A 15,144-nucleotide genomic window follows, 5' to 3' on the forward strand; every position below is an offset into this window, starting at 1 on the left:
TCATTTCAGCCGAAAATTTGTTAAGATGGCACTAACAGTAAAGAAGGAGGGATCGTCATGGATCAAGATATGAAAGACAGTATGATGGGAGCACTCGAAACAGTAATTGACCCTGAGCTGGGTGTCGATATCGTCAACCTGGGCCTTGTATATGATGTCGAATTGTCAGAAGACGGATTTGCAGTGGTTACAATGACTTTAACTTCAATGGGATGCCCAATGGGACCTCAAATTGTTCAAATGGTTAAACAAGCATTATATGAATTGCCTGAAGTGGAGGAAGTCGATGTTAAAATCGTCTGGCAGCCGGTCTGGGGCAAGGAACATATGTCGAGATACGCTAAAATGGCGCTCGGCGTCAGATAAATGGGCCAAAACCTTTTCGGAATCGAATTTCCGAAAAGGTTTTTTTCATGGGCGGCGAAAGTTGCGCAGAAGGAGGATATTACTTATAATATAATTAGTCAAAAAAGGTCAAAGAAATGTAGGAGGGAATCCTTTGGTTCAATTCAATACAAACAATGAAGAACAAAAATCTCCTTTGGAACAATATGGACGCAATATGGTTGAGCAGGCCCAATCAGGAAAAGCCGATCCAGTGATTGGCCGTGATGAAGAAATCAGGAATGTCATCCGCATCCTGTCACGTAAAACCAAAAATAATCCGGTGCTGATCGGTGAGCCCGGGGTTGGTAAAACAGCGATTGTCGAAGGGCTGGCGCAACGGATTGTCCGTAATGATGTGCCGGAAGGCCTGAAAGACCGCATCATTTATGAACTCGATATGAGTGCGTTGATTGCGGGAGCAAAATATCGGGGAGAGTTTGAAGAGCGCTTGAAAGCGGTGCTGAAGCAGGTGAAGGATTCGGAGGGCCAGATCATCCTGTTCATCGATGAAATCCATACCATCGTCGGAGCCGGAAAAACCGAAGGCGCGATGGATGCCGGGAATATGCTGAAACCGATGCTCGCGCGCGGGGAATTGTATTGCATCGGAGCGACTACACTTGATGAATACCGCATGCATATCGAAAAAGACCCTGCTCTTGAACGGAGATTCCAGCAGGTGCTGGTCCGTGAACCGTCGGTCGAAGATACCGTATCGATCCTGCGCGGATTGAAAGAGCGATTCGAACTGCACCATGCAGTCCGTATCCATGACCGCGCGATTGTGGCAGCAGCGGCTATGTCAGACCGCTATATCACGGAGCGCTTCCTGCCGGATAAAGCCATCGATCTGATCGATGAAGCCTGTGCCATGATCCGTACGGAAATCGATTCGATGCCACAGGAACTTGATCAGGTGACGCGCCGGCTCATGCAATTGGAAATCGAGGAACAGGCATTGACGAAAGAAAAAGACGCGGCCAGCCAATCGCGGCTGGAAACATTGCGTGATGAGATCAAAGAGTTAAAAGATTCTTCTTCCGGAATGAAAAATCAATGGGAAGAAGAAAAGGCAGCTTTGAAAAAAATCCAGGAAAAGCGTGAGCAGCTTGGTGAATTGCGCCATAAGCTGGAAGAGGCAGAAAACAATTATGATTTGAATGCAGCGGCTGTGCTTCGCCATGGCCAAATACCCGAACTCGAAAAAGAAGTGGCTGGCCTTGAAAAAGAGCTTGCAGCAGGAGGCGCCCAGCGCTTGCTGCGGGAAGAAGTGACCGAAGAAGAAATTGCAGGGATCGTAGCGCGGTGGACTGGAATACCGGTGACGAAGCTGGTGGAAGGTGAACGTGAAAAGTTATTGCGGCTTGATGACACACTTAAAGAGAGGGTGATTGGACAGGATAAAGCTGTCGCCCTTGTTACAGAAGCTGTCTGGCGTGCGCGTGCAGGCATAAAAGATGAACAGAAGCCGATTGGTTCATTCATATTCCTGGGCCCTACAGGTGTCGGAAAAACAGAACTGGCGAAATCCTTAGCTGCAAACCTGTTCGACTCGGAAGATCATTTTATCCGCATCGACATGTCGGAATATATGGAAAAACACAGTGTCTCCCGTCTGGTCGGAGCGCCTCCAGGCTATATCGGTTATGAGGAAGGCGGTCAATTGACGGAAGCTGTCCGAAGAAACCCTTATTCGGTTGTGCTGCTGGATGAAATCGAAAAAGCCCATCCGGATGTCGCGAATATACTATTGCAGATTCTCGACGATGGACGCATCACCGACAGCCAGGGAAGACTTGTCAACTTCTCGAATACCGTCGTCATTATGACGTCGAATATCGGTTCTGCGCATATACAGTCGAATAGCGATGAACATGATATAGAAGATATCGTCATGATGGAACTGCGAAAACATTTCAAACCTGAACTGCTGAACCGGATAGACGACATCGTCATTTTCCACGCGCTCGATAATAGCCACTTCTACCATATAGCGAAGAAAATGATCAATGAATTGGCGCAACGCCTGCAGCAGCAGGACATCACGCTCGAAGTGGATGACTCAGTGATTCAATATGTCCTCGAGGCGGGGACAGATCCGTTATTCGGTGCGCGGCCGCTGAAAAGATTTATTCAGCGCGAGATTGAAACGCAGATTGCACGTGAACTGATCAAAAGTGAAATTATGCCGAATACAGTGATGCATCTTGAAATGGCAAAAGACAAACAATTGAAGATAACAAAAAAAGAAGCATAGGCCAAGGTGGCCAATGCTTCTTTTTTTTGAATTAATGCTTCTCCGGAGCTGGTGATTCCGGGATGATGGCACTGATGACGAAAACCAGGACGGATACAACGAGGGACATATATAATCCCGTCATAAGATTAAAATCTACGTTTTGAACTGCACTTACTACATAGTTCAGTGTTGTGATCAATAAAGCTGACCAGAAAAAAGTTCCGATAAATTGCATCTGTTTCACCTCTGCATAAAATGTCTAGATTAATCATAGCATAGCTTCGTGTTTCCAGAAAGAAAGTTTCCTCTTTATTGAAAGAATTTGTCCGAAATATGTCGGCTGCTTGAAATAAGAACTCCAATGACGTATTATTAATACCAGGTACTAAATCCATAAAAGTTTAGTGAAAAGAGGGAAAATATATGAATGCAGGCATAATTGGAATTGGACGATGCCTCCCCGATAAGATACTGACGAATTTTGAACTGGAGCAGCGTTTGGATACATCCGATGAATGGATCCGGACAATGACGGGAATTGAACAGCGCCGAATTGCGGAAGATGAGCAAAATACCTCCCACATGGCGCGTGAAGCGGCACGACAGGCTATTGCGGATGCCGGAATCGACCCTGCTGAAATCGGTTTGATCCTTGTCGCCACTGTTACTCCGGATCAGCCGTTTCCTTCTATATCATGCATGATCCAACAGGAAATCGGCGCAGTGAATGCCGCTGCGATGGATATATCGGCCGCCTGTACGGGTTTTATGTACGGCATGGCCACGGCTAAACAATTCATCGAATCGGATGTCTATAAATATGTATTGGTAATCGGAGTCGAAAAGCTTTCAAAAATCACAGACTGGGAAGACCGCAATACAGCCGTACTTTTCGGAGACGGAGCTGGAGCAGCGATTCTCGGGAAAGTCTCTGAAGGAAGAGGGATCCTGTCATTTGAACTGGGCGCTGACGGAAGTGGCGGTAAACACCTTTACCAGGAAGAATTCCTCGTAATGAACGGGCGTGAAGTTTTTAAGTTCGCCGTACGCCAGATGGGTGAATCAGCAGAAAATGTCATAAAAAAAGCTGGACTTGTGAAAGAGGAAGTTGATTTCCTGATCCCGCATCAGGCGAACATCCGCATAATGGAGGCATCCAGGCAGCGTCTGGAACTGCCGGTAGAAAAAATGTCCAAAACCATTCATAAATATGGCAACACATCAGCCGCTTCGATTCCGATCTCCCTCGTGGAAGATGTGGAAGAAGGCCGGATCAAAGACGGCGATGTGGTCGTCATGGTCGGATTTGGCGGAGGATTGACTTGGGGCGCCCTTGCAATGCGATGGGGCAAATAATCAGAAATGCGAAAGGAACGATTGGAATGGCGAATCGCCGTGTTGTAATTACAGGAATTGGAGCGGTCACACCGCTTGGAAACAATATTGAAACAACCTGGGAAGCCATCAAAGAGGGCAAGTCTGGCGTAGGACCCTTAACCAGATTAAATCCGGATGACTATTCAGCTAAAATTGCAGCAGAGATAAAAGATTTTTCCATCGAAGATTATATTGAGAAGAAAGAAGCCCGGAAAATGGATCGCTTTACACATTATGCGCTGGCAGCTTCCATCATGGCGATGAAGGATTCAGGTATTGAGCTCAGTGAAGAATCAGCTCTCAGAACCGGCGTATGGATCGGTTCCGGCATCGGCGGTATGGAAACGATCGAAAATCAGATGAATGTATTGAATACACGCGGCGTTCGCCGGATCAGCCCATTCCTGATTCCGATGATCATTCCTGATATGGCGTCCGGCCAGGTATCGATCTATTTTGGAGCTAAGGGCATCAACTCTTGTTCAGTGACCGCCTGTGCTTCAGGCACGAATTCAATCGGTGACGCTTTCCGCGTGATTCAGCGAGGAGATGCGGATGTCATGATCTCAGGAGGAGCTGAAGCGCCTATCACTCAATTATCCGTGGCTGGCTTCACGGCAAATACGGCACTTACAACCAATCCGGATGTCAATACTGCTTCTCGTCCATTTGATAAAAATCGTGATGGCTTTGTCGTCGGCGAAGGAGCGGGCATTGTCATCCTCGAAGAATATGAACAGGCGAAAGCACGCGGAGCCAAAATTTATGCGGAAATCGTCGGCTATGGTTCTACAGGGGATGCCCATCACATTACTGCTCCTGCACCAGGCGGCGAAGGAGCTGCCCGCGCCATGGATCAGGCTCTGCAGGATGCAGGCATCGATAAAACATTGATCGGCTATATCAATGCCCACGGGACGAGCACACCGTATAATGATTTATTTGAAACCACTGCAGTTAAAACTGTTTTTGGTGAACATGCCTATAAACTTGGCATGAGCTCCACTAAATCGATGACTGGGCATCTGCTGGGGGCGGCTGGCGGCATCGAAGCCATTTTCACAGCTCTTGCATTAAAAGAGGGCATCATGCCCCCAACGATAAATTATGAAACACCAGACGAAGAACTTGACCTGGATTATGTGCCGAATAAAGCACGAAAAGCTGATTTCAATTATGCGATGAGCAATTCATTAGGGTTTGGCGGACATAATGCATCCCTGGTCTTTAAAAAATATGAGTAAGAAAAAAGGTATCCTGCAATCAAAGCAGGATATCTTTTTTTTGATATTCTGTTAGATTTTCTCAGAAACAATACGAATAAATAAAAAATTATAAAAATTATATAGGTCTTGAAACCTTGTCGTCACAAGGATTTCTACTCTTAAATCATTTTAAATTGACAATAAATTTTTAAAATTTCAAAAAAGCCATTGATTATGTAATGTTTTTGTAATAAACTTTATGGAAGTTGAATTAACAGAAAAAAAAGAATCTTGAGGTGTTCGCATGACAGCAAAAAATATAACAGACAGATCAACACCCCTTCTACAGGTAGAGAACCTTCAAACAGGTTTTAAAATAGACGGTGACTTCTACAATGCAGTGGAAGGTGTTTCGTTTAACGTAAACCGTAAACAGATTGTTGGTGTAGTGGGAGAGTCAGGATGCGGCAAAAGCGTAATGTCACTTTCCATCATGCAGCTGCTGCCACAGGGAATCGGAAAGATCCGTGGCGGAGAAGTGAAATTCGAAGGACAGAACATATCAGAGCTATCAGATAAAAAGATGAATGAAATTCGTGGTAAAGATATTTCAATGATTTTCCAGGAACCGATGACATCCCTGAATCCAGTGTTCACCATCGGCTATCAGATCGAAGAAGTTATTTTGAACCATGAAAAGATCTCGAAAAAAGAAGCACGTCTCCGTTCAGTGTCATTGCTGAAAAGTGTAGGTATTCCACGGGCAGATAAAATCGTTGAGGAATATCCGCACCAATTATCAGGAGGTATGCGGCAGCGGGTCATGATCGCCATGGCGATCGCCTGCCAGCCGAAACTTCTGATTGCAGATGAGCCGACGACAGCACTTGACGTGACGGTCCAGGCGCAGATCCTGGATCTGATGAAAGGCATCCAGGAAGCAAATGACATGGCAATCATCCTGATTACTCACGATTTAGGCGTAGTTGCTGAAATCTGTGATGAAGTGCTTGTTATGTATGCGGGTAAAATCGTGGAAAGAGCGACTGTCGAGGAATTATTCAATAATCCAAAACATCCGTACACAGATCTTTTGATGAAGGCCATTCCGCGGATGGACGAAGATGTTGAAGTGCTGGCAACGATCGATGGTCTGGTTCCATCGGTCATGAATATGCCGCAAGTCGGCTGCCGGTTCGCTAACCGCTGCCCGGCGGCAATGCCCGAATGTCTGACAGTGACACCGCAACTTGGCGAAGTCGGGGTCAACCACGAAACTGCCTGCCTGCTTTATGAAAACAGCTGGCCGGCAGATGCCAAATCTCAAAGAGAAGGAGCGTCCATGGCATGACAACCAGAGACTTTATACAAGACAGAATTGACAGCCTCGAGAACCGGGACGTCCTCCTCGAGGTCCAGAATCTAAAAACATATTATCCCGTGACCGGCGGTTTTTTCAAAAGAACCATCGGGCACGTCAAAGCGGTAGATGATGTTTCATTCACCATCCGAAAAGGCGAGACACTCGGTCTTGTTGGTGAATCAGGCTGCGGTAAGTCGACGACCGGAAGAACCGTTCTCCGGCTGATGAAACCGACAGGCGGCAAAATCCTTTTTGAAGGAAAGGAAATCACGAAAGTTTCGGGATCGAAGCTCCAAAGAGCCCGCCGTGATTTCCAGATGGTTTTCCAGGATCCTTATGCTTCTCTCAATCCGATGCAGATGGTCGGCGATATCATCGCTGAACCGATTCTCAACTATGAGAAACGCGACAAGAAAGAGCTGGAGAAGGAAATAAAAGCTTTACTTACCAGGGTTGGACTGCCGGAAGCGGCATATTATAAATACGCTCATGAATTTTCTGGCGGCCAGCGTCAACGTATCGGGATTGCCCGTGCACTTGCGTTGAATCCAAAATTGATTGTGGCGGATGAGCCGGTTTCGGCACTCGATGTTTCCGTCCAGTCGCAAGTATTGAATCTGCTGAAAGAGTTGCAGATTGAATTCGATCTTACTTATCTGTTTATCGCACACGATCTCAGTGTCGTAAAACATATGAGTGATCGAATCGGAGTCATGTATTTGGGCAGCCTCGTAGAGGTTGCTTCAAATAGAGATTTGTACAAGGAGCCGTTGCATCCTTATACACAAGCCTTGATTTCTGCGATCCCGGAACCAAATACGGCGATCAAGAAAGAAAGAATTGTGCTGGAAGGGGATGTTCCAAGTCCGCAAAATCCTCCTACCGGCTGCCCGTTCCATACGCGGTGCCCGATGGCAATGGAGATCTGTTCGAAAGAAAAGCCTCCATTGAAAGAAGTGCGACCAGGACATCATGTAGCTTGCGTCTTGTATTAAATCAAAAAAAGTTATAGGGGGAAAATCATGAAGAAGAACAAATCGTTATTATGGCTTTTCGCTTTGATTCTCGTCCTGTCTGCATTCCTTGCAGCATGTGGCGGAGATGACGAAGAGGCGACACCAGCAGACACGGAAACAGAAACTGAAACAGAAACAGAAACAGAAGAAGAGGGCGATGGCGCAGCTGAAGGCGAGCCACAACAAGGCGGAACTTTAGTTTACGGTATCGATGCTCCACCTGAAGGATTATTCTCTTCTGCTTTCTACGGTATCGCTACTGATGCTGAAGTAATTGCTCTTTTCGATGAGCCGCTTATCGACTACAACGAAAACTTGGAGCCAGTTCCAAACGTAGCTTCATGGGAAACTGAAGACAATAAAGTCTTTAACTTCACATTCGAAGAAGGCGTAAAATGGCATAACGGCGAAGAACTTACAGTAAATGACTGGGTTTTCGCACTTGAAACAATCGCTGATCCGGATTATGACGGTCCCCGTTATACGAACGTTCAAACAATCGAAGGCGCTGAAGCATTCCGCGCTGGAGAAGCAGATTCCATCTCAGGGATCGAAGTTGTTAGCGATTATGAAATCACGATCACTTTTGATGAAGCACGTGTAAACAACTTGACTAACCTTTGGGCTTACCCGCTTCCAGAAGCAGCTATGGGCGATATCCCTGTAGCAGAAATGTCAGCTTCTGAGTTTGTAATCACAAACCCAATCGGAATCGGGCCTTTCAAAGTTGATAAAATTGTACAAGGTGAATCTGTAGAATTCTCTAAAAACGAAGACTATTGGAATGGCGATGTAAATCTTGACAAAATCGTCTTGCGCGTAGTTGACAACTCTTCTGTTGTTGGTGCTTTGCAAAACGGTGACATCGACATGATCTCGCTTCAGCCAGTATCTGGTCCAGAAGTTGAGCCATTGGAAAACGTTGAAATCACAACATATCCTGGCCTTTCTTACTACTATGTAGGATTCAAGCTTGGTAAATTCGACAACGCAACACAAACGATCTCTGAAGAACTTCCAAAATATCAGGACAAACAGCTTCGTCAGGCTATGATGTACGCTCTTAACCGTCAGGAATGGGTTGACGCATTCTTCTTCGGTTATGCAAACGTAGTAAACGCTCCAGTACCAAGCTCTCACTGGAACTCTGCTGATGACAGCGAATTGAACACGTACGAATACGATCCAGAAAAAGCGATGGAATTGCTTGATGAAGCTGGTTACGTAGATACAAACGATGACGGTTTCCGTGAAGATCCAAATGGTGAAGAATTTGTTGTTAAATTCTCTCACTATGCTACTGGTAACCCAACGTTCGAATCTCGTGCACAAGCTATCACTCAATACTTCGAAGAAGTCGGACTTAAATCCGAACTTGAAATGGTAGAAGTTAACTTGTACTATGACATGATTGAAAAAGATGATCCATCAATCGAAACATTCTTCGGCGGATGGGGAACTGGCGCAGATCCGGATCCATCAGGACTTTGGAAATCTGACCAGCTTTGGAACTACCCTCGTTACAACAACCCTGAATCGGATCAATTGCTTGACGATGCTTTGAACATTGACATCGTTGGTACTGATCAGGACAAACGTGCTGAATTGTACATCGAATGGCAAAAAATTGTCAACGAAGATCTTCCAATGCTTTACATTGCAGAGCTTGAAGAAATCGTTGCTTTGAACAAACGCGTTGGCGGAATTGAATTTGACGTTTCTGGTCAAAACAACCCGGCTGAGTGGTTCGTAACTGAATAATACCAGTACCAAACCTTCAACGATGGGCTGATTACAGCCCATCGTTGAAAAATTATATAAGGCTCTTATGCACGGTAAGGGACGTTTGGCACAAATTACTCTTACCGTGCCGAAGAGTGCAGCAGAGAACTTTACAGACAAGGAGAGTATATATGTTAAAATATTCAATCAGAAGATTACTTGGAATGATTCCTATGCTCATCCTTATTTCCATAGTGGTTTTTACATTGGCAAAACTTATGCCTGGTGATTCGTTGAGCGGTGAAATCGATCCGAATAACACAAACCCTGAGTATATTGCGGAAATGAGAGAAAAGCTTGGCTATAACGATCCATTGCCTGTTCAATATTTTAATTGGATCACTGGCTTTGTACAGGGGGATTTCGGTAAGTCCACAAAATACAAGAGACCGGTATTTGATGTAATTATGGAGAAAATTCCCAATACATTATTCCTGGGAATCATGTCTTTGATCATTACATATATTCTGGCCTTCATGATGGGGATGTATTCCGGGCGAAAACCTTATACACTCGGTGATAATGCCATTGCCGGCATAAACTATATCATGCTCGCTATTCCTTCATTTGTAGCTGCTGTGTTCGCTATCTATTTCTTCGCTTTCAACCTGAACTGGTTCCCATTCGGTGGTTCAGTGGACATCCTGGTAGAAACGGGATCGGCTGAATATTACTTGAGCAGACTGCACCATGTGCTCTTGCCGGCACTTGTCCTTGGAGCGATGAGTACGGCGTCGTATACCCAATTCCTGCGTAATGATATCATTGAAAACTCGCGTAAGGATTTCGTACGTACAGCCAGAGCAAAAGGGACGCCGATTAAAAAGATTTACAATGTCCACATTTTGCGTAACTCAATCATTCCTTTGGTGACATTCCTTGGATTTGATTTTGCTGCGTTAATCGGTGGAGCTATCATTACTGAAACGATATTTACATACCCTGGCATCGGGATGCTGTTCCTGGATTCAGTAAACGTTCGTGATTATCCGACATTGATGGCTTTAACAATGCTTTTGTCATTCCTGACATTGGCAGGGAATTTAATCGCAGACTTACTGTATGGAATCGTGGATCCACGAATCCGTCTGGAATAGGAGGAAGCAGAAATGGCATCATCTAATACAATAACCCAACAGCAGAAGCCGGAACGCAGCTTGTCTCCGTGGCAGATTGCGCGCAGGAAGTTCCTAAGAAATAAATTGGCAATGATCAGTACAGTGTTTATCATTATCGTAACGGCATTATCTTTTGCAGCACCATTTCTCGCACCATTCTTATCACCGCTTCCGGATGTGGCGCGGGTCAATATCGGTTCAATGAATATTCCACCGAACAGTGAGCATATACTCGGGACGGATAAAAGTGGACGTGATGTATTAACCAGATTGTTCTACGGTGGCAGGATTTCATTATTGGTAGGCTTCAGTGCTACATTAATGGTAATTACACTGGGGACATTGGTCGGCTCCATCGCTGGTTTCTTCGGTGGATTTGTCGACAATATCTTGATGAGATTCACGGATTTTGTCCTGAACTTCCCATTCCTGGTATTTGTTATCGTTTTGAATACGATTCTGCGCGATACGATCGACGGAGTATCCGTATTGATCATCGTTATCGGTGTTCTTAGCTGGGGTGGCGTTGCCCGTCTTGTACGAAGCAAGGTATTGGCGGAAAAAGAGAACGAGTATGTTCTTGCAGCATTATCGATCGGCTGTTCACCATTGAAAGTTATCCGCAAACATCTATTGCCTAACGTTATGTCAACCATCATCGTTCAGGCGACGTTGATCTTTGCAAGTATGATTGTAGTGGAATCAGCCTTAAGTTACCTGGGCTTCGGGGTTCCGCAATCCGTTCCGAGCTGGGGCAATATGCTGTCTTCAGCAAACGAACCGGATGTCCTTCAAGGCAAGCCATGGATCTGGATGCCACCCGCATTGGTTCTGACATGCACAATCCTTTCCATCAACTTTATCGGTGAAGGTTTGAAAGATGCTATGAACCCAAAATCATTGAGATAATAAAAAAGTTCCGCACATTTACTTGTGCGGAACTTTTTTCTATTCAGCGCTTTCTGCCAAGCCCCATCGCATTTTCCATCTTATTCAGCGTTTTGTTTGCCAATACCGATGCTTTTTCGGCACCTTCATCCAAAATGCGGTCAAGCTCGTCTGATTTCAACAGCTGGGCGTAGCGTTCCTGGATCGGAGCAAGGTGTTCGGTCACAGCTTTGGCAACTGAGGCCTTGAAATCCCCGTATCCTTTCCCTTCGTATTTTGCAACCAACTCTTCAATCGATTCACCGGTCAAAGCTGCTTCGATCGTCAGCAGGTTAGAGACACCCGGTTTGTTTACGGGGTCGAATCGAACTATCCCTTCTGAATCCGTAACTGCACTCTTGATTTTCTTCTCGATTGTTTTCAGATCATCAAGCAAGGTGATGATGGCTTTTTTATTGTCATCCGATTTACTCATTTTTTTCGTCGGATCCTGCAGTGACATGATGCGTGCCCCGTGTTTCGGGATACGGATCTCAGGGATCGTCAGCACATCATTGTATTTCTTATTGAATCGTTCGGCAAGGTCACGAGTCAGCTCGATATGCTGTTTCTGGTCATCACCGACAGGAACGATATTTGTCTGATAAAGCAGGATGTCCGCTGCCATCAACGGCGGGTAAGTCAGAAGGCCGGCAGAGACGGAGATATTCTTCTGGGATTTGTCTTTATACTGGGTCATCCGTTCAAGTTCACCGATGGTGGCAATACACTGGAGCATCCAGCCGGCCTGAGCGTGAGCAGGAACCTCTGATTGAATGAACAGCGTCACTTTATCGGGATCGATGCCGACTGCCAGATAAAGTGCGGCCAGCGCTTTAATGTTTTTACGAAGTTCCAGCCGGTCTTGCGGCATGGTGATTGCATGCTGATCGACGATGCAGAAAATGCAGTCGTATTCGTCCTGAAGCTCTGTGAATTGTTTGAACGCCCCAATGTAATTTCCAAGTGTTACCGTACCTGTAGGCTGAACGCCTGAGAAAATTCTGTTCATCTGTATTTTCCTCCTCATAATAAAAAAAACACAGCATGCATCCCTGCGAAGGGACGAAGCTGTGTTTCCGTGGTACCACCCTAGTTGCCGTTTAAGGCCACTCTTCTTCTATAACGTGAAGATGACGGAACAAGCTACTCGAAGTTCACCCGTTCAGCTCGAAAGCCCATTCAATGAATCCCTCTGCCTGTTTCCACCAGCCACAGACTCTCTATTATAGAAGGAACTCCATTTACTCTTCTTTCTCATCGCTTACTATATTGTTTTCATTATAGTATAAGCTGGAAACGAATTGCAATATTACGATTCATAAATAACGAGTGAAATGCCCATCAGCAAAATGGTCACAACTCCAATCAGAAGGAGGGGGACGGCGGAAAAGGGAATAATTTCAGAAGGCAGGCGCATTTCATCGTCTTCCAATGTCGTTTTCTTTTGGAAGAACTTCCTCATACTCACGGTAAAGATATCAAACGCCCCAGTCTGGACTACGAATATCCAGGCTCCGATAAACACCAGTACGCCACCGTATACAAATGATGTATTAATATACGATAAAAGCGACAAGTTTTCCGGACGGATTAAGATCGTCAGAAAAATTGCTAACTGGACTATTAGGATCCATATAAATGTTTTTTTCAAGTTGACACTCTCCTCTTGTTGATTGTAAAAGGAATTCAAAAAAAAATCAAAAAATATTGAAGTTTTTTTAAAAATGTTAATCGCTTACAAACTTAATATTCGCGCCATTTCCGCTGTAATATTTGTCATGATTTTAATATAAAGTTTTCTGACATTTAAAAAAACACTGTACAAGCCTTCTAGAATATGTATAATAAACAGTGTACCAATTTTTCAGAAAATTTAAGGGGGACAACTAAGTGAAGAACAGCAAGTTATTTTGGCTACTAGGCCTTGTTCTTGTTCTAGGCATGTTTCTAGCTGCATGTGGCGGCGGAGACGAAGCTGAGGAAGAAGGAACAGACACACCGACAGAGACAGAAACTCCTGCAGAAGGTGAAGGAGAATCAGAAGGAACTGAAACAGCAGGCGAGCCTGATGCTGAGCAAGTTCTTAACCTTGTTGAAAGCGCGGATATCCCAACAATGGATTCAGCAATCGCTGAAGACGCTGTAGCTTTCAATATCTTGAACAACGTTAACGAAGGTTTATTCCGTCTTAACGAAGAAAACGTAGCGATCCCTGCTTTAGCTGAAGGCGAGCCGGAAATCTCTGAAGATGGCTTGACTTACACATTCAAATTGCGTGATGCTAACTGGTCTGATGGTACACCAATCACAGCAAATGATTTCGTATTTTCATGGCAGCGTGCTCTTGACCCTGCTGTAGGATCACCTTATGGTCCATATATGATGGCCGGCACAATCGCTGGTGCTACTGAAGTATCTGAAGGCGCAGACCCATCTACACTTGGAGTTGTTGCTGAAGATGACAAAACTCTAGTGGTAACACTTGAGCGTCCGACTCCTTACTTCATGTCATTGATGGCGTTCGGAACTTTCTACCCGCAAAATGAAGAATTCGTAACTGCTCAAGGAGCAGATTACGCACAGACTTCTGAAAACCTTCTTTATAATGGACCGTTTGTATTGTCAAACTGGGACATTACACAAGGTGGCGGCTGGACAATGGAGAAAAACCCAGAGTATTGGGATGCAGAAACAGTTACTCTTGAAACAATCAACGTAAGTGTAGTAAAAGAAACAGCTACTGCTATCAACTCATATGACACTGGCGACATCGACCGTGCAGGTCTTTCTGCAGAGTACGCTTTGCAGCGCGGTGAAGATCCAGACGTTGTTAAAGAACTTGAACCAACATTGTTCTACTTGAAATTTAACCAAGAACGTAACGGTGAAGAAACACCACTTGCAAACGTAAACATCCGTAAAGCACTTTCTATGGCTTTCAACAAACAAGATTTGGTTGATGTAGTATTGGCTAACGGTTCACTACCTGCAAACTATTTGGTACCAACTGAGTTCGCATTCACTGAAAATGGAGAAGATTTCCGCGAAGTAAATGGCGACTTGACTGAATTCAATGCAGAACAAGCTAAAGAATTCTGGGCTACTGGTCTAGAAGAAATTGGCGAAACAGAAGTGACTCTTGAGTTGCTTGGAGGCGACAGCGAACTTGCTGGTAAAATGGACGCTTACTTGAAAGATCAAATGGAAACTAACCTTGAAGGTTTGACTGTAAACCTTAAAGCTGTACCATTTGCAGTTCGTCTTGAACTTGATGAATCACAGGACTACGACATCCAAAACTCTGGCTGGGGCCCTGACTTCCAGGATCCAATGACATTCATCGACTTGTTCGTTACTGGATCTTCTCATAACTTGATGTCTTATTCTAACGAAGAATTCGACAGCTTGGTTGAGCAGGCTAAAGGCGAATTGGCTACAGATTTGGAAGGGCGCTGGCAGGCAATGGCTGACGCTGAAAGAATCCTGATTGAAGAAGATGCAGCAATCGCACCGATTTATCAGCGCGGTTTGATGTCACTTCAAAAACCATATGTAAAAAATATCATTTCTCACCCATTCGGTGGAGATTATAGCTACAAATGGGCTTACATTTCAGGTAAAGAGTAAGACAACTTAATGTCACTGGAGTAAAAAGAATAGCAAGAGAGTATATCGATACTTCGGTTTGATATACTCTCTTTTCTAATGCAGGAAAGTTCACCGAAAA

13 protein-coding genes and 1 other annotated feature are annotated in these 15,144 nt (G+C 44.9%); of the genes, 10 read left to right on the forward strand and 3 right to left on the reverse strand.

All coding sequences use genetic code 11. The features are described from left to right. The first annotated feature begins 57 nt into the window (after nucleotides 1-57). Nucleotides 58-366, forward strand: a complete 309-nt coding sequence (locus IQ294_RS02390; RefSeq protein ID WP_203332409.1) for a metal-sulfur cluster assembly factor — start codon at nucleotides 58-60, stop codon at nucleotides 364-366. Between the two features lie 196 nt (nucleotides 367-562). Then, nucleotides 563-2,644, forward strand: coding sequence for an ATP-dependent Clp protease ATP-binding subunit (locus tag IQ294_RS02395; RefSeq protein ID WP_203332741.1), 2,082 nt, complete (start codon nucleotides 563-565; stop codon nucleotides 2,642-2,644). A gap of 31 nt (nucleotides 2,645-2,675) precedes the next feature. On the opposite strand, the gene IQ294_RS02400 is transcribed toward IQ294_RS02395, so the two are convergent. Continuing rightward, on the reverse strand, nucleotides 2,676-2,861 hold the full coding sequence (locus tag IQ294_RS02400; RefSeq protein WP_203332410.1) for a DUF2929 family protein: 186 nt from the start codon (nucleotides 2,859-2,861) through the stop codon (nucleotides 2,676-2,678). A 188-nt stretch (nucleotides 2,862-3,049) separates the two neighbouring features. On the opposite strand from IQ294_RS02400, the gene IQ294_RS02405 reads away from it, so the two are divergent. The 7 genes from IQ294_RS02405 to opp4C all read left to right on the forward strand — a co-directional run bounded on the left by IQ294_RS02405 (nucleotide 3,050) and on the right by opp4C (nucleotide 11,396). Beyond that, nucleotides 3,050-3,982, forward strand: coding sequence for a beta-ketoacyl-ACP synthase III (locus IQ294_RS02405; protein WP_203332411.1), 933 nt, complete (start codon nucleotides 3,050-3,052; stop codon nucleotides 3,980-3,982). 26 nt (nucleotides 3,983-4,008) lie between these two features. Beyond that, on the forward strand, nucleotides 4,009-5,247 hold the full coding sequence (fabF, locus tag IQ294_RS02410) for a beta-ketoacyl-ACP synthase II (RefSeq protein ID WP_203332412.1): 1,239 nt from the start codon (nucleotides 4,009-4,011) through the stop codon (nucleotides 5,245-5,247). 265 nt (nucleotides 5,248-5,512) lie between these two features. Then, nucleotides 5,513-6,559 (forward strand): ABC transporter ATP-binding protein, encoded by a 1,047-nt coding sequence (locus tag IQ294_RS02415; protein ID WP_203332413.1) that lies wholly within the window; start codon nucleotides 5,513-5,515, stop codon nucleotides 6,557-6,559. Further along, nucleotides 6,556-7,566 (forward strand): ABC transporter ATP-binding protein, encoded by a 1,011-nt coding sequence (locus IQ294_RS02420; RefSeq protein WP_203332414.1) that lies wholly within the window; start codon nucleotides 6,556-6,558, stop codon nucleotides 7,564-7,566. Before IQ294_RS02415 ends, IQ294_RS02420 begins: the two co-directional genes overlap by 4 nt. A 27-nt stretch (nucleotides 7,567-7,593) precedes the next feature. Then, nucleotides 7,594-9,348: an oligopeptide ABC transporter substrate-binding protein gene (gene opp4A / locus IQ294_RS02425; protein ID WP_203332415.1), complete on the forward strand. Its 1,755-nt coding sequence runs from the start codon at nucleotides 7,594-7,596 to the stop codon at nucleotides 9,346-9,348. Between the two features lie 152 nt (nucleotides 9,349-9,500). Then, nucleotides 9,501-10,466, forward strand: coding sequence for an oligopeptide ABC transporter permease (opp4B, locus tag IQ294_RS02430; RefSeq protein WP_203332416.1), 966 nt, complete (start codon nucleotides 9,501-9,503; stop codon nucleotides 10,464-10,466). Nucleotides 10,467-10,478: 12 nt separating this feature from the next. Further along, nucleotides 10,479-11,396 (forward strand): oligopeptide ABC transporter permease, encoded by a 918-nt coding sequence (opp4C, locus tag IQ294_RS02435; RefSeq protein WP_203332417.1) that lies wholly within the window; start codon nucleotides 10,479-10,481, stop codon nucleotides 11,394-11,396. A 43-nt stretch (nucleotides 11,397-11,439) separates the two neighbouring features. Here the strand turns inward: opp4C and trpS are convergent, their stop codons facing one another. Continuing rightward, nucleotides 11,440-12,426, reverse strand: a complete 987-nt coding sequence (gene trpS / locus IQ294_RS02440) for a tryptophan--tRNA ligase (protein ID WP_203332418.1) — start codon at nucleotides 12,424-12,426, stop codon at nucleotides 11,440-11,442. A gap of 46 nt (nucleotides 12,427-12,472) precedes the next feature. Further along, nucleotides 12,473-12,684 (reverse strand) — a binding site (T-box leader). A 42-nt stretch (nucleotides 12,685-12,726) separates the two neighbouring features. Then, nucleotides 12,727-13,068, reverse strand: coding sequence for a DUF3899 domain-containing protein (locus IQ294_RS02445; RefSeq protein ID WP_203332419.1), 342 nt, complete (start codon nucleotides 13,066-13,068; stop codon nucleotides 12,727-12,729). A 239-nt stretch (nucleotides 13,069-13,307) separates the two neighbouring features. On the opposite strand from IQ294_RS02445, the gene IQ294_RS02450 reads away from it, so the two are divergent. After that, complete coding sequence (locus IQ294_RS02450) at nucleotides 13,308-15,044, forward strand: ABC transporter substrate-binding protein (protein WP_203332420.1); 1,737 nt, start codon at nucleotides 13,308-13,310, stop codon at nucleotides 15,042-15,044. Nucleotides 15,045-15,144 lie beyond the last annotated feature (100 nt).

Origin of the sequence: Planococcus beigongshangi (genome assembly GCF_016820495.1) — a bacterium.
Lineage (GTDB): Bacteria > Bacillota > Bacilli > Bacillales_A > Planococcaceae > Planococcus > Planococcus beigongshangi.